14 protein-coding genes are annotated in these 18771 nt (G+C 64.5%); 4 read left to right on the plus strand and 10 right to left on the minus strand.

Annotated features, from left to right (window positions below; translation table 11 throughout):
- Positions 1-48: 48 nt before the first annotated feature.
- From F9929_RS15515 to F9929_RS15525, 3 genes are all read left to right on the plus strand, one after another.
- Positions 49-888: a phosphate/phosphite/phosphonate ABC transporter substrate-binding protein gene (locus F9929_RS15515; RefSeq protein WP_193227788.1), complete on the plus strand. Its 840-nt coding sequence runs from the start codon at positions 49-51 to the stop codon at positions 886-888.
- A gap of 131 nt (positions 889-1019) precedes the next feature.
- Positions 1020-1928, plus strand: a complete 909-nt coding sequence (locus F9929_RS15520) for a fatty acid desaturase (protein ID WP_152047493.1) — start codon at positions 1020-1022, stop codon at positions 1926-1928.
- 299 nt (positions 1929-2227) lie between these two features.
- The gene (locus F9929_RS15525; RefSeq protein ID WP_152047526.1) at positions 2228-2983 is read left to right on the plus strand and encodes a transporter substrate-binding domain-containing protein; all 756 of its coding nucleotides are present in this window, start codon (positions 2228-2230) and stop codon (positions 2981-2983) included.
- Between the two features lie 307 nt (positions 2984-3290).
- On the opposite strand, the gene F9929_RS15530 is transcribed toward F9929_RS15525, so the two are convergent.
- From F9929_RS15530 to F9929_RS15560, 7 genes are all read right to left on the minus strand, one after another.
- Positions 3291-5213: a methyl-accepting chemotaxis protein gene (locus F9929_RS15530; protein WP_456236796.1), complete on the minus strand. Its 1923-nt coding sequence runs from the start codon at positions 5211-5213 to the stop codon at positions 3291-3293.
- Positions 5214-5581: 368 nt separating this feature from the next.
- Positions 5582-6289, minus strand: coding sequence for an ABC transporter ATP-binding protein (locus F9929_RS15535; RefSeq protein ID WP_152047494.1), 708 nt, complete (start codon positions 6287-6289; stop codon positions 5582-5584).
- Positions 6289-7047 carry an ABC transporter ATP-binding protein gene (locus F9929_RS15540; RefSeq protein ID WP_152047528.1) on the minus strand — a complete coding sequence of 253 codons (759 nt, stop codon included), beginning with the start codon at positions 7045-7047 and terminating at the stop codon, positions 6289-6291. Before F9929_RS15540 ends, F9929_RS15535 begins: the two co-directional genes overlap by 1 nt.
- Positions 7031-8947 carry an ABC transporter permease gene (locus F9929_RS15545; RefSeq protein ID WP_152047495.1) on the minus strand — a complete coding sequence of 639 codons (1917 nt, stop codon included), beginning with the start codon at positions 8945-8947 and terminating at the stop codon, positions 7031-7033. The genes F9929_RS15540 and F9929_RS15545 overlap by 17 nt, the downstream gene beginning before the upstream one ends.
- 72 nt (positions 8948-9019) lie before the next feature.
- Positions 9020-11152, minus strand: a complete 2133-nt coding sequence (locus F9929_RS15550; RefSeq protein ID WP_152047496.1) for a hydantoinase/oxoprolinase family protein — start codon at positions 11150-11152, stop codon at positions 9020-9022.
- Positions 11153-11177: 25 nt separating this feature from the next.
- Entirely contained in the window at positions 11178-13064 is a 1887-nt protein-coding gene (locus tag F9929_RS15555; protein ID WP_152047497.1) for a hydantoinase B/oxoprolinase family protein, read from the minus strand.
- Positions 13065-13177: 113 nt separating this feature from the next.
- Positions 13178-14482, minus strand: a complete 1305-nt coding sequence (locus F9929_RS15560; RefSeq protein ID WP_193227790.1) for an ABC transporter substrate-binding protein — start codon at positions 14480-14482, stop codon at positions 13178-13180.
- A 459-nt stretch (positions 14483-14941) separates the two neighbouring features.
- Between F9929_RS15560 and F9929_RS15565 the strand changes: the two genes are divergently transcribed.
- The gene (locus F9929_RS15565) at positions 14942-15649 is read left to right on the plus strand and encodes a GntR family transcriptional regulator (protein WP_235919345.1); all 708 of its coding nucleotides are present in this window, start codon (positions 14942-14944) and stop codon (positions 15647-15649) included.
- A gap of 24 nt (positions 15650-15673) precedes the next feature.
- Here the strand turns inward: F9929_RS15565 and F9929_RS15570 are convergent, their stop codons facing one another.
- The 3 genes from F9929_RS15570 to F9929_RS15580 are packed head-to-tail and all read right to left on the minus strand — an operon-like array spanning position 15674 to position 18707.
- Positions 15674-16465: an ABC transporter permease gene (locus tag F9929_RS15570; RefSeq protein WP_152047499.1), complete on the minus strand. Its 792-nt coding sequence runs from the start codon at positions 16463-16465 to the stop codon at positions 15674-15676.
- Positions 16465-17643: an ABC transporter permease gene (locus F9929_RS15575; RefSeq protein WP_152047500.1), complete on the minus strand. Its 1179-nt coding sequence runs from the start codon at positions 17641-17643 to the stop codon at positions 16465-16467. The genes F9929_RS15570 and F9929_RS15575 overlap by 1 nt, the downstream gene beginning before the upstream one ends.
- Positions 17640-18707, minus strand: a complete 1068-nt coding sequence (locus tag F9929_RS15580) for an ABC transporter ATP-binding protein (protein WP_152047501.1) — start codon at positions 18705-18707, stop codon at positions 17640-17642. Before F9929_RS15580 ends, F9929_RS15575 begins: the two co-directional genes overlap by 4 nt.
- Positions 18708-18771 lie beyond the last annotated feature (64 nt).

The raw sequence follows: 18771 nt of genomic DNA on the forward strand, positions 1-18771 counted from the left end.
TGCCCCACTTGACGCGCAGGACCGCGCGAATGGATGCTTCCGGTTCGGGTGACCGCTCCCCGGACCGGTGAACTCGCCAACGTCTCGGAACCCGCCTTGCGCCCTTCCCTCGTTTCCCTTCCCATGTACGACGTGCCCCGCGCGGCGCGTGAACGCTTCCTTTCCGTGCTGACGGCTCATCTGAAGTCGCGGGGCTTTGCGCCGACCGTCACCGAGCCGGCCGACCTCATGGCGCATTGGCGTGTCCCGGACCTCCTTCTGAGCCAGACCTGCGGCTATCCCATGGTGACAGCGTTGCGCGACCACGTGCGGCTCGTCGCGGTGCCGCACTATGACGCGCCGGGATGCGAAGGGCCGTTCTACCGATCGGCGATCGTGGTGCGCGCCGAAGACGCGGCGCGAGGGGTGGAAGACCTTCGCGGGCGCGTCGCAGCCTTCAACAGCGACCATTCGCAATCGGGCTACAACGCGCTGCGAGCGACAATTGCGCCGCTCGCGCGAGGCGGTCGCTTCTTCGCGTCGCTGGTCGAGACCGGCAGCCACCGGGCTTCGATCGACGCCGTTCTCGAAGGGGTCGCGGATGCGGCGGCGATCGACGCGGTAACGCTCGCCCTCGCGCTGGACGCCGAGCCGACGCTGCCGCTTCGGGTCCTCGACCTGACGCCCGCCGCGCCCGCGCTGCCCTTCGTCACCGGTGCCGGCGCCAGCGACGCGGAGGTGGACGCCCTGTTCGAAGCCCTCCGCGCCAGCGTCGAGGAGATCGGCCCGGACGGTACGCGCGACGCCCATCGCCTTCTGCGCGTCGAACGGCTGGACCGCGCCGCCTTCGACGTCATTCTGGCGCAGGAGCAAACGAGCCGCGCCCTCGGTTACCCGGTTCTCGCCTGAACGCGAACGCCGCCGAATGGCATCTTTCGGCAAAGCGCTTTCCCTCATAGTTCGGAGGATGGAAAGCCATTTCTCTACTGATACAGTAGACTGGTCTAGCCTTCCCGTCCTCACCGGACAGGAAAGCTTCCATGAGCGGACGGCGACGGCATGCCCGACCCATCGAATGGCCGACGGTCGCGCTCGCCGCCTTGATCCATGGCGGCTGGCTTCTCGCCACCTTCTTCTGGTCCGCCCTGCCCTTGCCGCTTCTGATGCTCGCCGGCGGCTGGTTCGTCGCTTGGCACGGATCGCTTCAGCACGAGGTGATGCACGGGCATCCGACGCGGCGGCGGGTCGTCAACGACGCCTTCGGCTCTGTGCCGCTGTCTCTTTGGCTTCCCTATGCGATCTACAAGAAGTCCCATCTTCGCCACCACAACGACGAGAGCCTGACCGATCCGATCGAAGACCCCGAATCGGCCTATCTGACGGATGCGGTCTGGGCGCGGCTCGGCCCCGTCGCCCGCGCGCTCGTCGCCTTCAACAACACGATCCTCGGCCGCCTTCTGGTCGGTCCCTTCGTGATGGTGTTCGGCTTCCTTCTCACCGAGGCGCTGGCTTTCGCCAGGGGAGACCACCGCCACGCGAAGGCATGGGCGCTGCATCTTCTCGCCTGCGCCGGCGTCCTCGCCTGGGTCATCTTGGTCTGCGAAATGCCGCTTGGCATCTATCTCCTGGCGTTCGTGCTGACGGGGGCTTCGCTCAGCCGCATCCGCTCCTTCGCCGAACACCGCTGGGCCGAACGAAGCGAGGAGCGGACGGCCATCGTGGAAGATGCCGGTCCCCTTGCCCTGCTTTTCCTTCACAACAACCTGCACGTCCTCCATCACCTGCGTCCGGCCGCACCCTGGTATCGCCTGCCGGCGATGTACCGCGCCGAGCGCGGAGCGCTGATCGAGCGAAACGGCGGGCTGGTTTATCGCGGCTATGGGGACGTCTTCCGCCGCTTCCTTCTTCGCCCGCACGACGCCGCCGTTCATCCCGATTGGAACGGGTGAACCGCATGACCAACGGGTGCGATCGTTCGCGACCGCACGAGAAGGGGAAGGATGCCAACGCGGCCCGCCAACGAGGCGGGCACAAGGCCGAGGAGTTGCCGGGAGCTGCGATCTTCCTCGCATCCGACGTACACACCGAAAGCATTGCGCTCTTGGCAAGGCGCGGAATAGGACGTTGTCGCGAGATGGGGACTCGCGCGGACCGATCTTCGCGGACGAAGGTCGAGGGAGGAAAGAACTTGGCTCCAGTGAAGAGGCGAACCGTCGCGAGAGCGCTGATCGGCGGGATCGTTCTGGCCATGGCCATGTCCGGCCTTTCGGCCGTGGCGAAGGCCGTCACCCTCGCCGATATCCAGTCGCGCGGCTCGGTGAAGATCGGCGTTCTGACGGGCACGCCGCCGATGGGCATGGTGGACGAGAACGGCAATCCGAGCGGCTACGACGTCGATGTCGCCAAGCTCGTGGCCAAGCACATGAACCTGCCGGTGGAACTCGTGCCGCTGAGGCCCCCCGCCCGCATTCCCGCCCTTCAAACGGGGCAGGTCGATTTCCTCGTCGCCACCCTCGCGCCGACCGGCGAGCGCGCCAAGACGGTGATGTTCACCACGCCCTATTCCGCCTTCAACATGGTGATCGTGTCCGGTCCGAAGGAGAAGTTCGACGGGCTCGACCAGTTGAGGAAAAAGCGTATCGCGGTCAATCGCGGTTCCTCGCAGGAAGAAGCGCTTCGGCGCGCCGAAATCGAGGGGCTGGAGATCGTGATATACGAAGACGATTCCAAAGCCGCGCAGGCGCTTGCCGAGGGCAAGGTGGATGCCGCCGCCCTGCCCTCCACCGTCGCCGCCGGCTTCCTGCGTCAGGTCCCGCAGGCCGGGCTTCAGGTCGGCTTCACCTTCTTCCGGCAAGGCAATTCCATGGCGGTGCTGCCCTCCGACTTCGAGTTGCACCAATATCTCAACACTGCGATCTATCTGATGAAGCTGTCGGGAGAACTCGACCGGATCGCGGTCAAATGGACCGGCGAGCCCTTGCCGCCGACCCTCCCCTCGTTCTGAGACTTCCGCCGGGGCCGTCTGCCTCGAGAGGCCGGTCGTTCTGGTGATATCGACCGCCGCCTCAGCCTAAACGCGCATCATCATTGGCCGCAGGATGTTCGAAGCACTCGGGTCCAAAGACCTCCTCGTCAACGTGGCGCGCGGCTCGCTTCTGTAGGAAACGAAGCGGCGGACCAACGAACGGCTCTTTCAGTCGATCCAAGGCTCGCCATCGGATCGTCCCGCAAGTCGCCTGATGGCGCAAGGGAAAAGGGCCACGCCTATTGCGGCGTGGTAGCCTTCGGGTTCTCAACAAAGCTTTCGGCGATCAGAACTCTTCCCAGGCATCCGTGGTCGGAAGGGCTCTCGAAGCCGCGCCGCCGTTGCCAACTGCACGCATCTGGACGACCGGGCGAGCCAACGGCGCAGCCGATAGGACCGTTGCAGCCGCCGGGCGCATGGTCTGCCGTCCGGCCGCCCTGCCCGCGATCGATGCCGTCCTGAAGCCGTCGACGAGCCCGGCAAGCTGTTCGGTCTCGGACGACAGGCTCTGGGCGGCGGCGGTTGTTTCCTCCACCATGGCCGCGTTTTGTTGGGTGACCTTATCCATCTGGTCGGCCGCCACGGAGACCTCGCGCAGCGACGTCGCCTGTTCGCGGGCGGAATGGGCGATCTGCACGATCATCTCAGCCACATGGCCGACCTGAGCGACGATCTGCTCCAGGCTCCGGCCTGACGCCGAGACGAGTTCGACGCCTTTGGCGACCTGCCCCGAAGAGGTCGAGATCAGGTCCTTTATTTCCTTGGCCGCTTCTGCCGAACGCTGCGCGAGGCCACGCACTTCCTGCGCCACGACGGCAAATCCGCGCCCGGCTTCTCCCGCCCGGGCAGCCTCGACGCCGGCATTGAGAGCGAGAAGGTTCGTTTGAAACGCGATCTCGTCGATCACGCCGATGATGCGTCCGATCTTTTCCGAAGACTGGTCGATTTCGGACATCGCGGAAACGGTATGAGATACGATGCTGCGGCCGTTTTCCGCCTCCTGCCGCGCGGAAGCGGCGGCGGAGCGTGCATCGTCGGCACTTTCCGCCGTGTGGTTGACGCCGCGAACGAGGTCGGACAGCGATGCCACCGTTTCTTCCAGCGACGCCGCCTGCTGCTCGGTCCTTTGCGACAGATCGCCGGCGGCGACCGTGATCTGGCTGAGGCCGTCGCGCATCGAGCCGATCGCGCCGACCACCGAGCCGATCGCTTCTTCCAGTTGCGTGACGGATTCGTTGAACTTGACGCGGATAGGCTCGAACTCGGCCGCGACGGTCTGCGACATCCGCACCGTCAGGTCGCCTGCCGAAAGCCTGTCGAAGCTCGCTTCGACGGCGTGAACGAAGACACGCAGATCCTCCGACCTGGCATTGTCGATCGCCGATTGCCGGTCACGTTGCGCGAGCTGCGTGGAGCGAACCATGTCCGCCTCGGCCTCCAAGCGATCCTTCTCGATTGCGGCATTCTTGAAGACCTGGACGGCATTTGCGATCGCGCCGATCTCGTCGCGGCGGTTCACCGCCGGGACGAGAAGCGATTTGTCGCCCGCTGCGAGGCGCTGCATCATTGCCGTCATGCGCAGCAGCGGCCGCGCGATGGTTGAGTGCAGAAGAACGCCCGCGAATATCGAGAAGAGGATCGTCAAAGTGCCACCAGCAAGAAGTGTCATCTTCGCCGCGTAGAACGCGCTGTCCTGCTCGGCCGCACGGCTGACGCGACCGTCCTTCTCCGTTTTTTCGAGGGCCGCGAGAATCTCGCGAACCTTGGTGAGACGCGCGAGCGACGAGATTTCCCCACGTACCTTTTCCAGCGTCGCCGGGTTTCCTGCCTCGGCCAGCGCCTGTTGAACCTGCTTCTCGAACTCGGCGACGGTGTTCCTCAAGGAAACCATCGTGTTCGCTTCTATGGTTGACGTAAGGGCGTCGAGCCTCTTCGCAACTTCATTCGAATATTGAGCGACACGTCCAATGAATTGCTTGTCCGGCTTGGCCATGAAGGCCCGCATGGCATTCTGCTCCTCAACCAGGCTGGAAAGCAGAGTGTCGATATCATCCAAAAAATTATTCGCCTTCCTGTTGGCGAAAGCGACATTCTCTGTTCGGACAATGGAATTGTAAGTAAAAACACTGGAAACAACGACCAGCGAGGCGATGATCGCTAACATGAGCGCAAGCTTGGTCGATATCTTCAGATTATTGAACATAGTCATGCCGAAAGGATGAAATCCATAGGATAGCCACTCAACGAATTACGCTGGCCGGGACTAAGGAAACCTTAGCGCTCACGACAGGCAGCGATGGGTTAGCCACTATGGTTTGGTGGTCGCGCGAGCGAGTACCAGCTCCGATCTGCCGCATGCCTGCCGGACTAGAGGCCTCAGCAGAGCAGTCTTCGAACAATCAGTTCGGGGCGATCACGGAAAGCCGAGGCAGCGGATGCAGCCAGTTCGCTTCGTGAAATCGCGCGGGCGGTGCGAAACATCACCCGAGACTTCGTGGGGCTCTTCGGCGAACGGCTGGAGGCGGAGAGGCACTCGCTCCTCTACGCAGCGAGCGAGACAGGTGCCTTCGCGCCGGTCTACAGGCCGAGATAGGCCTTGCGGACGCCTTCGTTCGCCTTCACGTCGCGCGCGCTTCCCGACAGGGTGATGTGGCCGAGTTCCATCACATAAGCGTCGCTCGCGATGTCGAGGGCGAGATTGGCGTTCTGCTCCACCAGGAGGACGGCGCGCTTGTCCTCGCGCGCCATGGTCGCGATGGTGTTCAGCACCTCGCGCACGATCAGCGGGGCGAGGCCGATGGACGGCTCGTCGAACAGGAACAAGCGCGGACGGGACATGATGCCCCGGCCGATGGCGATCATCTGCTGCTGGCCGCCGCTGAAATTGCGCGCCACGCGGTGGCGGTGCTCCCTCAGGATCGGGAAGTAATGGAAGACCTTTTCCAGATCGTCCCGGATGCCGGCGGGGTCTTTGCGCAGATGCGCGCCGGTGAGGAGGTTGTCGAGAACCGACATATAAGGAAACAGGCCCCGGCCTTCGGGAACGTGGCAGATGCCGCGCGCCACGATCGCTTCCGGCTTCAAGCCAAACAAGGGCTCCCCTTCGAAGAGGATCTGCCCTTGCCGCGCCGGAACCAGGCCGGACACCGCTTTCAAGGTGGTGGACTTGCCCGCCCCGTTCGCGCCGACGAGCGTGGTGATCCTGCCGTCGCCGGCGATAAGCGACACGCCCTCGACGGCGATGACGCCGGCATAGTCGACGCTGAGATCGCGGATTTCCAGCATCACGCCACCTCTTCGCCGAGATAAGCGCGGATGGTTTCGGGGTCGCGGCTGATCTCGGCGGGCGTGCCTTCCGCCAGCAGCTTGCCGTAGCACAGCACCGTGATGCGGTCGCAGGTGCGCATGATCGCCTTCATGTCGTGCTCGATCAGAAGGATGGTGAGGCCGTCGCCGCGAATGGAGCGGATGATCTCCATCAGCCGGACCTTTTCGCCCGAGTTCAGGCCCGCCAGCGGCTCGTCCAGCATCAGGAGGCGCGGCGCGGTGGCGAGCGCGATCACGACGCCGAGGATCTTCTGCGTGCCTCCGGGCAGGTCGACGGCGCGCGCATCGGCCATGTCGCGCAGGCCGAAGCGTTCCAGAAGCTCGTCCGCGGTCCGGCCGTGCCCGGCCTCCTCGGTGCGGGCGGATTTCAGGTTCACGAGCCGCGCCAGCCATCCCGTTTCGATCCGGTTGCGGCTCGCCATCACCAGATTCTCGCGCACCGTGAGGTTGGCGTAGTTGCTGGTGTTCTGGAAGGTGCGGGCGACGCCGGCGCGCGACACGAGATGGGGCGGCAGGCCGGAAACCGTGCGTCCCTGCCACGTCACCTTGCCGGCAGTCGGTTTCAGGAAGCCGGTCACGAGGTTGAAGAACGTGGTTTTGCCCGAGCCGTTGGGGCCGATGATCCCGTGGATCGTCGCCTCCTGAACGTCGAAGGACGCGGCGTCGAGCGCCACCAGCTTGCCGAAGCGCATCGTCAGATCATGCACGCAGAGCATCGGCGACCTCCCCCCTCGGCGCGGGTTCGCCGGTTTTTCCTGTGCGGCGCGCCAGCAGGCGCCGGGCGAGACCTTCGAGCCCCTGCGGCAGGAACAGGACGGTCAGGATGATGGTGAGGCCCCAGATGAGCGGCACGAGCTGGGCCCAGCCGCGCAGGAGTTCCTCCATGGCGGTGAGCACCACGAGGCCCATGACCGGCCCCCAGAAAGTGCGATTACCCCCGATGATCACGGCCGCGATCACCTTGAACATGAACTGCGCGGTGTAGTCGGTCGGAGCGACGAAGCCGTTATAGGCGGCGAACAGGGCCCCCGCGATGCCGGCGAAGAAGGAGCCGACGCAGAAAGCGAGCGTCTTCATCGCCCAGATGTTCACGCCGATCGCCGAGGACAGGTTCTCGTTCTCGGCCATCGCCTTCACCGTGCGCCCCGTGCGGCTGATATCGAAGAGATAAAGGAGGATGCCGCAGAGAACCGCTATGCCGAGAACCAGGAGATAGTAGTTCGCGGTGTCGAAGAAGCTGATGCCGAAAAGGTCGCCGGGCGGCGACAGGAAGGGAATGCCCTCGATGCCGCCGAAGGGCTCCTTGAACTGGATGAAGCATTGCCGGATCGCCTCGCCGGCCGCGAAGGTGCTCAGGAAAAAGTAGAACTGACGCGTGCGCATCACCGGGAAGGCGATCAGCGCGGCCACCAGCGCCGCGAGGCCACCGGCGATCGGCAGGATCAGCCAGAAGGACAGGTCGAACACGGTCTGGAGAAGCGCGCTCGTATAAGCGCCGATCGCCAGCATGGTGATATGCGCGAAGGACCAGCCGCCCATCGTGGTGATCGTGCGGTAGCTGATCACCAGGATCACGTTGATAAGGAAGAGGATGCCGAGCCCGACATAATAGGTCGAGGACAGGAAGGGATAGGCGATCAGCGCGGCGGCGAGGAAAAGCGCGGCCGCGATCTTCACGACCGGGCCGAAGGCGCGGAGCGGGCGCAAGAGCTGCTTCACCGCGCCGCTTTCCAGCGCCGGGGCTTCGCGCCCGAGCAGGCCTCGCGGGAAAAAGGCGAGGACGCCGAGCATGATCACGGTGTCGATGATGACGATATATTGGCCGAAGCCCGCCGTGATCGCGACGCTGTCGATGAAGCCGAACATCAGCGCGGCGACGATCGCGCCGCTGATGCTCCCAAGCCCGCCGACGATCACCACGATGAACGCCTTCCAGATCGCCTCCAGGCCCATATAAGGGCCGATATTGATGATGCTGGCCATGAGGACGCCGGACACCGCCGCCATGCCGACGCCGATCGCCATGACGAGAAGGCGAACGCGCTTCAGGTCGATGCCCTGGAGAAGCGCGGCGCGGCGATCCTGCGAGGCGGCACGGACGGCGCGGCCGGAAGGCGTTCGGTTCAGGAAATACCAGAGCCCGGCCATCATCAGAACGGCGCCCAGAATAACGGCGAGGCGCTGGAAGGTCAGGACGCCGCCGGCCACCACCACCTGCCCGGGGATCAGAACGGGAAGGCTTTTGGACACGACGCCGAAGGAGAGCGCGGCAAGGGACTGCAAGACGTAGGACAAGCCGAGCGAGGCGATGAAACCGTTGAAGGCGTCGTCCGAGGTCGGCTCGAAGATCAGCTTCTCCACGACGAGGCCGAGAACGCAGATCGCGAGCGGACCGACGACCAGCGCGAGAAGGAAGACGACCCAAGGCGGAAGCCCGAAAAGCCCCATCAACAGAAGCCAGATCGCGTAACCGCCCATCATGAAGAACTCGCCATGGGCGAAGTTCACGACCTTCATGACGCCGAAGACGAGGGCGAGCCCGACGGCGAAAAGCCCGTAGAAGGAACTCAGCGCGAGGAAGTTGAAGAGGACCTGCGTGATATTGATGTCGAGCATGCGCGCCTCGCGGGTTTTATTCACCGTTCCGCCCCGCTCCAGCCGTTTGGCGGGAGCGGGGCGGGGCCTCGATCAATGGGCCATGGCGAGTTCGCGCTTGCGCTTGGCGGGTGCGGCTTTGCGGATCTCCGTGTCGACGGTCATGACGAAATAGCCGTATTCGCGGGTTTGCAAGCTGGCGAAGGGCGGCACGACGATGGTGGTGTCGGGCAGGATCACGAGAGCGGGGCCGGGAACCGTCATGCCGTAGGTGAGCTTCGTGCCGTCATAGGCCGTGGTTTCCACCGTCTTGCCGCCGCCGAAATAGGACGCGCCGGCACTCAAAAGCGCCTTATCCGGCGCGGTGTCCGGTCCCTTCTCCTGGGGACTGAGCACGATCTTCGGGCGCTGGAAGGTCGCCATGTTCCGCCACATGAGGAACTCGACGTCGGAAGCCGGGTCGTTGGTCTTGTAGCGGGCGAGATAGGCGTCGTGGAACATCTGCACCATGTCGGCAAGCCGGGCCGGGGTGATGCGGCCATTGTCGAGCGTGATCGGGATTTCGAGTTCCGTGGTTTGCATCGGGTAGCGGGCCGACACGAAAAGCTCGAACTTCTGGTCGCCCTCCGGCACGCCCATCCGGTCGAGAAAGGCCGAGCCCTTGCCGGTGATCGCGGCAAGCGCCTCGTTCACCGCGTCGAAGTCGAAGCTCGCGGTGTCGGCATATTTCGACACGACCTCGCTCATCGCGATGGCCGCGTTGTTGGCGCCGAAGGCGCAGAGCACCGACGTCTCGCGCGGGATGATGATCTTCTTGATCCCCATCTCGCGGGCGAGGAAAGCGACCGGCACCGCCGTCGCGCCGCCGCCCGTCACCATTGCGAATTCGCGCGGATCGACACCGCGCCGGATCGTCATGTCGAGGATGCCGCCCATCATGTTCTCGTTCACCACCTGCGTAATGCCGAGAGCGGCGTCCTCCACCGTGATGCCGAGCGGATCGGCGATGTGGTCCTTGATGGCCTTCACCGCGAGATCGCGATCGATCTGCATCCGGCCGTTCAGGAAATATTCCGGCCGGATGTAGCCGAGAACCACATAAGCGTCGGTGACAGTCGGCTCGGTGCCGCCGCGCATGTAGCAGGCCGGGCCCGGCACGGCTTCGGCGCTGCGCGGGCCGACGCTGATGAGGCCGGCGCGGTCGATGGAGGCGATGGAGCCGCCGCCCGCACCCAGCGTCGCGATCTCGATGGAGGCGACGCCGGTCGGGTAGTTCAGGATGCGCCCGTCCTTGGTGGTGGTGATCTGGCCTTCCAGCACCGTCGAGACGTCGAAGCTCGTGCCGCCCATATCGACGGTGATGCAGTTGGCCGAGCCTTCGAGTTCCGAGAAGTAGTAGCCCGCTTCCGGCGCCATGGAAGGGCCGGAAAACAGCATGAAGACCGGCTTCTTGGCGACTTCGGAGATCGGCACGACACCGCCGTTGGAGACGACGATCAGCGTTTCGCCCTTGAAGCCGCGCTCCACCAGCTTCCCCTGGAGGCCGTTCAGGTAGCGCGTCACCTTCGGCTGCAGCATCGCGTTGAGGACGACGCAGCTTGTCCGGTAATATTCGCGGATGATCGGCTGTATGTCGGAGGACAGGCAGTAGTCGACGCCCGGCCATTCCTCTTCGATGATCTCGCCGATGCGCTTTTCATGCGCGTCGTTGACGATGGACCACATGGTGCAGACGGCGATGGCCTCGACGCCCCAGGCTTTCAACTGCCGCACCTCGGCGCGCACCTCCTCCTCGTCGAGGGCTAAGATCACCTGGCCTTCGGCGTTGATGCGCTCGGTCACCTCGCGGCAAAGATAGGGCCGGATCAGCGGCTTGTTCGGCTCCATCTTGTAGTCGAACATGGTCTGGCGGCGGCCCTCGCCGCGCCACAGCACGTATTTCGTGCCGCGGGTGCAGATGAGGCCGGTTTTCGCGCCGCTCATCTCCAGGATGGTGTTCGTCGCCGTGGTGGAGCCGTGGCAGAACACGGAGGTCTGCGACAGAAGCTCGTCGAGGGTGAGTTCGAGGGCTTCGGCCGCAAGCGTCATGCAGTTGAGGATGCCGACGGAGCGGTCCTTCGGCGTCGTCGGCGATTTGTGGCTGCCGAGCTGGGTGAAGGTTTCGGCTTCGGCGATGGTGAGGTCGGTAAAGGTGCCGCCGACATCGACGCTGATACGGTACTTCATGGTTCGTTCCCTCGTCGTCGGTGCGTCAGTTGCCACGAGCGGTCATCTCGGCGCGCAGAGCCTCGGTCGCCCCGGCATCCACGGCGAAGAGCTCCGGCTCGGTGTCGAGAACGACGCCGTAGACATCGCGTGCTGCTTCCAACGAGATGAAGCCGTCGCGGGCGTCGTCGCGGACCTTCTCCGGGTCGCGTTCCAGCGGGTTGCCGAAGCCTCCGCCCCCGCCGGTCTTGGCGTACCAGTGCTGGTCGCGCCGGCAGATGATCTCGCCCATGTTCTCCAGATGCGCTTCCTCGCCTTGCGTCTGCGCGTCGAGAAGCCAGTGGTCGGCGACCGTGCCGCCGTCGCCGCCGAAGAGACCGAAGGCCGGCCAGGTATGCCCGGTGCCGCAATAGATGAGCTGCATGTCGTGGTCGATCGGCTGCAGGCGGTGCGACATCGCGATGCCGCCGCGCCATTTGCCCGCGCCCCCGGAATCCGCTTCCGCCTTCACCTCCCAGATGATGCGGGGCAGCGACTGCTCGTGGATCTCGAGCGATTCGTAGCCCATGTTGCCCATGATGCAGTGGCCGAACATGTGCGGCAGGCCGTCATAGCCTTCCGTCGCGCCGGCCGCGCTCGCGGCCAGATAATGGAGGTGGCCGTAGGGCTGGTTGTTCTTGCGCGGATCGACGCCGGCCCCCGTGTGGTTGGCGGCGGGATGCTCGCCCATGCCGGCGAGCGCGCGGTGCGGCAGAACCTTGGCCCAGGTCTTGAACACGAGATTGGTGACCTCGTCGTTGAGGCCGACGGTCGCGACCTCCGTGCCGACCGGCCAGCGCGGAATACCGGCGATCGCCCCTTCGCGTTGCTTCACGCGGATGCGGTCCAGCGCGCCGCTGTTATAGGGCAGGTCGGGCGACAGCACCGGCAAGGTGCCCTGAATCGCCGAACAACGGCAGGTCGCGTAGGAAAGGTTGTAGGAGAAGTCGATCTGGTCCGGCATCTCCGAATAGTCGAAGTCGATATAGCCTTCCTCCGGATCGATGGTCAGCGTCATCTTGAACTCGAGCGCTTCGTCGATATAGTTCTCGAAGCATTCGCTTTTCAGCGTTTCCGTGACCGTGATCTTCGGCAGCTTGGAGATTTCCTCGCGCATCGCGCGCTCGCCGTAGCGAAGCGCCTCCGTCAGGCAGCCCTTGAACGTGTCGTAGCCGAAGCGCTGGCACAGCTCGATCACGCGCGCTTCCGCGACCCAAAGCGAGGAAAGCTGGGCCAGGAAGTCGCCATGCCATTGCTGCGGATAGCGGAAGTTATAGGCGATGAAGCGGACGAGGTCCGAGATCGGCTTGTGGTCCCGGCACAGGCGCACGCCCGGAAAATGGTAGCCCTCCTCGTAGATGTCCTTGGCGAAGGGGTCCATGCTGGTCGGCAGATGCGCGCCGATGTCGAGGAGGTGGCACTTCGAGCAGGCCCAGGCGACGAGCTTTCCCTCGAAGAAGATCGGCGCGAACATGGTGAAGTCGCCGACATGCGAGTTGCCGGCATAGGACGCGTTGTTCAGGAACACGTCGCCTTCGTGCACGTCCTCGCCGAAGGCCCGGATGATGAAGCGCAGCGGCGGGCTCATCGTGCCGACATGGACGGGAATGCAGTCCACCATGGACAGGATCGACGCGCCATAGGTGTCGAGAAGGCAGCAGGTGAAGTCCTTGGCGCCGTGCAGGATGGGGTTTCGCGCGGTGGCGAGGATGGTCTGCGTCATTTCGGTCATGATGCCTTCCACGCGGGCATAGACCACGGAGAACGTCACCGGATCGATGTCCTCGACCCCCTTGTCCAGGGCGCCCGGCAGGCCGGCGATCTCTTCCGGCCGGATCGGATCGGCGAAGAGTTCGGTCTTGAACGGAGGAATGAGGATGTCGTCGCGTGCCATTCATGTCTCCCACTGCTTCTGGCATGGCTCCGCCGGCGGGCGCGCCGAAGCGGCGCGCCGGGCTGCGAAGGGATCGGAGTTGCGTGACGTTCGAGGAGGAGGGCGAGCGCCCGTCAGCCTTCCGTCATCTTGTATTTCTGCAGGACGGGCAGCGCGGCCGCCTTGTGCTGCTGCCACCAGTCGAAATCGCTGACGACGCCGGACAAGGCGAAGGCGCCCTTCTCCACGACGTATTTCGGCGTCGGCGTCAGAAGGTGATGATCGACGCCGAAGATGTCCTTGCCCGACCAGTCGGACTTGCCGTAGATCGGGTGGTCCATCCCCTTCATCGCGTAGAGTGCTTCCATCACGTCGGTCGGGTCGATGGACTTGGATTGAGCGAAGGCCTGGTCGAGCGTCGACATGGCGGAATAGGTGAGGCCCGCGAAACCGATCCATTCGCCCGCGCCGAACTGCTTGACGTAGGACTGGTACATCTCGTGCGCCTTCTTCGAGAAGGTCGGCTCGGAGGCATCAACGCCGAAGCCGCAGTAGAGGCGGCCTTCGAGACTGGCGAGATCGACGCGCTGGGCGATCTGCGGCAGGTCCCAGGAATGCGACATCCAGACCCCGTCGAAGGACAGGGATTTGGCCGTTTCGAGAAGGATCGCCTGCTTGCCGGGCGGCAGGTCGGAAAAGAAGATCGCGTCGGGCTTGGTCTTCATCACCGCGCCGAAGAGCGGGAAATAGTCGGTCGTGTTCGGGTCGAAGACCTCGTTGTAGACGACCTCGATCTTGTTGTCGGCCACGAAGGGCGCGCAGCCCGCTTCGGTATAGGCGCGGCCCGCAAGACCGAAGGAATTGTCCGTGAACATCAGCGCCACGCGCTTGATCTGCGGTTGCTTGTCCAGGACGTGCGAGACGAGGCCGAGAAACGCGGTCGGCGAGCCGGTGATGCCGCCCATGAGATAGGGGAAGTCGGGGCTCATGAAGCCGCCGCCGTAGGAATTGGTGAGAACCTTGTTCTGCGTGGCGATGCGGGCGATCGCCTTGCGGGAGGCCGGCGTATAGGTCTGGAACATGAACTTGCAGCCGTCCTGCAGGATGCCGTTCCGGAAGGCCGTCAGTTCCTCGTTCGGGTAGAAGCAGACATTGGTGTATTTGAAGTAGTCGATCATGTGGCGCTGCCCGTCGCCGCACATGATGCCGCCCTGCGCGTTATGCTCGTCGGCCCAGATCTGGCCGGCGCGCACGATCGGGATGCCCCATTGCGCGCATTCGCCTTCCAGCGGGTTGACCATGCCGAGCTTGATGCGCTCGGGCTCGGCGGCAAAGCCACGCGAGCCGATCAGCGCGGGGGCCGCAAGGCCGGCGGCCAGCGCCGCGCCGGTGCGAATTATCTGGCGCCGCGTGACGCCACCGCCGATCATGCGTGTCATGCTGCCTTCCTCCCCCATGGGACCCGCGTCCCCGGTTGTGCTGATCTTGACTGCCGTTCTGCTTGTTGTTGCCTCGAAGGTTAGGGCCGTTCAAAACACGTTGTCAACGGCAATGATATCTGATCAGATATTTTATTGAAGGGTGCCGCGAATGGCGGCATACGAGGCCGGAAATGCCGAGATTTCAAGCATTCGAGGCGAAGTTGAGTGGGATAAAATCTTCTTCGCAACTGCACATCCTTCGCACTTGCGAAGACCCAAGCAGCTCCGGCAAGCACGAGCCGACCCGATGAACGGCGGCATGCGAACATCGTCGCAGGACGGGAAGCCCCGTCTTTCATCTTGCGATACTTCTTCATTCCCCTTTGAACGCCTCCCGCTGTACGTGCATTGCGAGAGATATCAGGGACGTCCGGGCCGGATAGCCCATCGCGACGGCACCATAAGGATCGAGCGCAAGTGAAAGCGAACAACAACGCGCTACCGGCCTTCGAGGCCCGTCGCCCCACCTCCGACCTTGAATATGTCTATAACGAACTGAAGCAGAGCTTCATGATCGGCGAGTTCGTGCCTGGCCAGCGGCTGACGCTGCCGGCGCTCGCCGAAGCCTTCGGCACGAGCCAGATGCCGGTTCGGGAAGCGGCGAGCCGGCTCGTTCTGGCGCGCGCCATCGAAGCTTTGCCCCGCCGCTCGCTGCGCGTGCCGGAAGCCACCACCGAGCGGCTGGACCTTCTTCTGCCGCTCCGCCTCCAGCTCGAAGGCGAGGCGGTGCGGCTGGCGGTGGAAGCCGGTTGCGGCAAGCTGGCGCGGTCGCTCACCGCGATCAACGGGGAGATGGACGACAAGGCCGCGTCCGACGATCGCAAGGCCTATCTGCGGCTCAACCAGGAATTCCATTTCTCGATCTACCAGAAATGCGGCAACGGCGACCTGATCGACCTCATCGAACTCCTTTGGATGCGTTACGGACCGCTGATGAACATCGTGCGCAGCGGCGAGCTTTCGGTCTCGGGGCATGTCCGCCACGCGGAAGCCATCGACGCCATCGGCCGGGGCGATGCCGGCGCCGCGGCCGAGGCGATGCGGGCCGACATCCGGGAAGCGGCGCAGGCCATCCGCCCCGCGATCGCCGATGCGAGACGCAGGGAGGACAAGGGCGCGGCGTGAAGCCGTTCTCGAACGGCCGAGACGTCAAGCCGGCCGGGTGGCCGCCATTCGCTGCCGCAGGAAAAGCGCCAGACCGGCGATCAGCACCGTTCCTAAGATGAATAGAAACGCCGCTGCGGCAATGGCGTGACTGATATTCTCTCGGATGGAGGAGAACATCTGCCGGGCGAGCGTGCGCTGGTTGGGGCCTGCCACGAACAGCGTCAGCACGACTTCATCGAGTGATGTCGCGAAGGCGAACATGCCGCCCGACAGGATGCCGGGCGTTGCCAGAGGCAGTGTCACCCGCTGGAAGACGATTAAGGGTGACGCCCCGAGGCTCGCAGCGGCCCGTTCAACGCGCCGGTCGATGCCCACAAGGGAAGCGGACACGGACACCACCACGAACGGGACGGCGACGACGGAATGCGCGCAGATGACGCCGATATAAGAATTCGCCAGTCCAAGGCGCACGAAGAAGACCTGCATGCCGACGCCGAGCACCACCGCCGGCACCACCATGGGCAGAAGAAAGGCGGTGCGGAACAGGCCGGGTGCAATAAGTCCGTTTCCGCGAAGGCCAAGCGCCGCCAGCGTGCCGAGGGTTCCGGCCAAAAGCGTCGTGCCGAAGCCGATGATCAGGCTGTTGAGGATCGACATCCGCCAGACATCCGCGTTCACCAGTTCGGCGAACCAACGCAGGGAATAGTCCGGTATCGGATAGGTCAGGAACAGGCTCGACGTGAAGGCGAGCGGCAGGATGGCGATGAGCGGCGCCAGGAGAAAGAGAACTGCGAGCGCGCCGAACAACACTCTTGCGAGGCTTGAGGCGCGCATCAGCGGCTCACCACCGGGTCGGAGGACAGGCGCCCATAGACCGCGTAGAGCGCGAGCGTCGCGACGAGAAGGATCGCCCCGAGCGCGCCTGCCATGCCCCAGTTGGCCGAACCGATGGCATAGAACGCGATCACGGAGGAGATCATCTGGTCCTGCGCTCCGCCGATCAGCGCCGGGGTGATGTAGTAGCCGATGGCCGACATGAAGACGAGAAGCGAGCCCGACACAACGCCGCGCAGGCTGAGCGGCAGGAGCACGCGCAGGAAGGCGCGCCAGGGCGGAGCGCCGAGCGAGGCTGCGGCCGGCATCAGGTTGCGCGGGATCGACAGCAGAACCGAATAGATCGGCAGCACCATGAAGGGCAGGAGGACATGCGTCATGGCAATCACGACGCCGAGGCGGTTGAAGATCAAAGGGAGAGGGCTCGCGACGAGACCGAGCGCCATCAACGTCTCGTTGATGAGCCCTTTCTCCTGCAAAAGGATGAACCACGCCGCAGTCCGCACCAGGAGCGACGTCCACAAAGGCAGCAGCACGGCGGCGAGCAGCAACTGGCGCTTCCAGCCCTCCACCGAAGCTGCCAACATCGCATAAGGAAGGCCGATCAGGGCGCAAGCCAGTGTTACGAGCGCCCCGATGCCGAGGGTTCGCATGAGGATTACCCGGTTGGCGGACTCGCCCGCCGGAAGGGATTCGACGTCGCCAGCCGGATTTCGGGCGTGATCCACGGCGGCGAGGAGATAGCGGTCAGTATAGAGGTGGGTGGAGTCGGCGATCGCGCGCCAAAAGCGACTGTCGGCCCAGCGCTTGTCGACAGCGACAAGATCGATCGGTCCCGGCTCGTCCGCGAGTGCCCGCACCGTCCGGCTCATCAGCGTGCGGAAGCCGTTCTGGGCACTGTTCAGCCGGCGGGTCGCATCACCCAGCAACTGCTGGTCCTCGATAGCGCGCAGATCGTCGACGAAGGCGCGTTTCAGGGCGTCCGGCGGATCGGACCGGCGGTCCCAAGCACTCGCGATCTTCGCCGTCGCGGGGAATGCCTGTGATCCCACGGGGTCGAGCACCGATTGCCGGAGCATGGAAGCCAGCGGCCAGACGAAGAACAGGGCGAGGAACAGCGCGAGCGGCGCCACCAACGCCAGTGCGCCGAGGCGCGCCGTGAGCGTCGGCTCGCTCATGCCGGCAGCATCCAGCAGTCGGACGGCGCGAAGGACACGAGGACCTTGTCGCCCGGCGCGAACTCGCCGCCTTTGCGATCCGTCTTGACGACGAAGCCAAACGCTCCCTCGTCAAGCTGAACGCGCAGGTGATCGCCGTGATAGACAGCGTCGGTCACGGTCGCCGGATAGCTGTTCCCGGTCGTAGCGTCGGTCCCAAGAAGGATACGCTCGGGGCGGATCGAAACGAGGACCCGTCCGGCATCCTGCCCCAGATTCGACGGCTGGACACGGATCGTTCCGCCCCCGGCGAGTTCGACGGTGGTGCCCTCCGCGCCCGCCGAGGCCAAGGTGCCTTCCACGAGGTTGGTTTCCCCGACGAACTCGGCCACGAAGCGCGAGCGCGGATGGTCGTAGATCTCGCGCGGGCTGCCGATCTGCTCGATCCGACCGTGGTTGAAGACGGCGATACGGTCCGACATGGTCAGCGCTTCGGATTGGTCGTGGGTGACGAAGACGACCGTCAGGCCGAGCCGCTTGTGAAGGGCGCGGATATCGAGTTGCATCTGCTCGCGCAACTGCTTGTCGAGCGCGCCGAGCGGCTCGTCCATCAGCACCACGGAAGGCTCGAACACCAGTGCGCGGGCCAGCGCCACGCGCTGCTGCTGACCGCCGGACAGTTGGGCGGGCCTTCGATCCTTCATCGCGCCGAGCTGCACCATGTCGAGCGCGCGCGAAACCCGCATCTCGATCTCCGCGCGCCTGATGCCGCGCATCTCCAGCGCGAAGGCGACGTTCGCGGCGACGCTCATGTGAGGAAACAGCGCGTAGTTCTGGAACACGACGCCCATGTTGCGCCTGTGCGGCGGCAGCGGGTCGATCCGCACTCCTCCGAGCGAGATCGTGCCCGCGCTCGGCGTCTCGAAGCCAGCGAGCATCATCAGGATCGTGGTCTTGCCGGAGCCGGACGGACCGAGCAGGCTCAGGAACTCGCCCTGGCGGATGGTGAGGTCGAGTTCCTTCACGACATCCAGAATGCCGTAGGACTTGCTGACCCTTTCGAACCGGATGTCGGCTTGGCTCACGCGGCGACCACCGCTCGCGGGGAGCGGCCCTTCTGGCAACGGTGAATGCGAGGCGGGGCCGCAG

The organism is Aureimonas psammosilenae, assembly GCF_009176975.1.
GTDB classification, from domain to species: Bacteria; Pseudomonadota; Alphaproteobacteria; order Rhizobiales; family Rhizobiaceae; genus Plantimonas; species Plantimonas psammosilenae.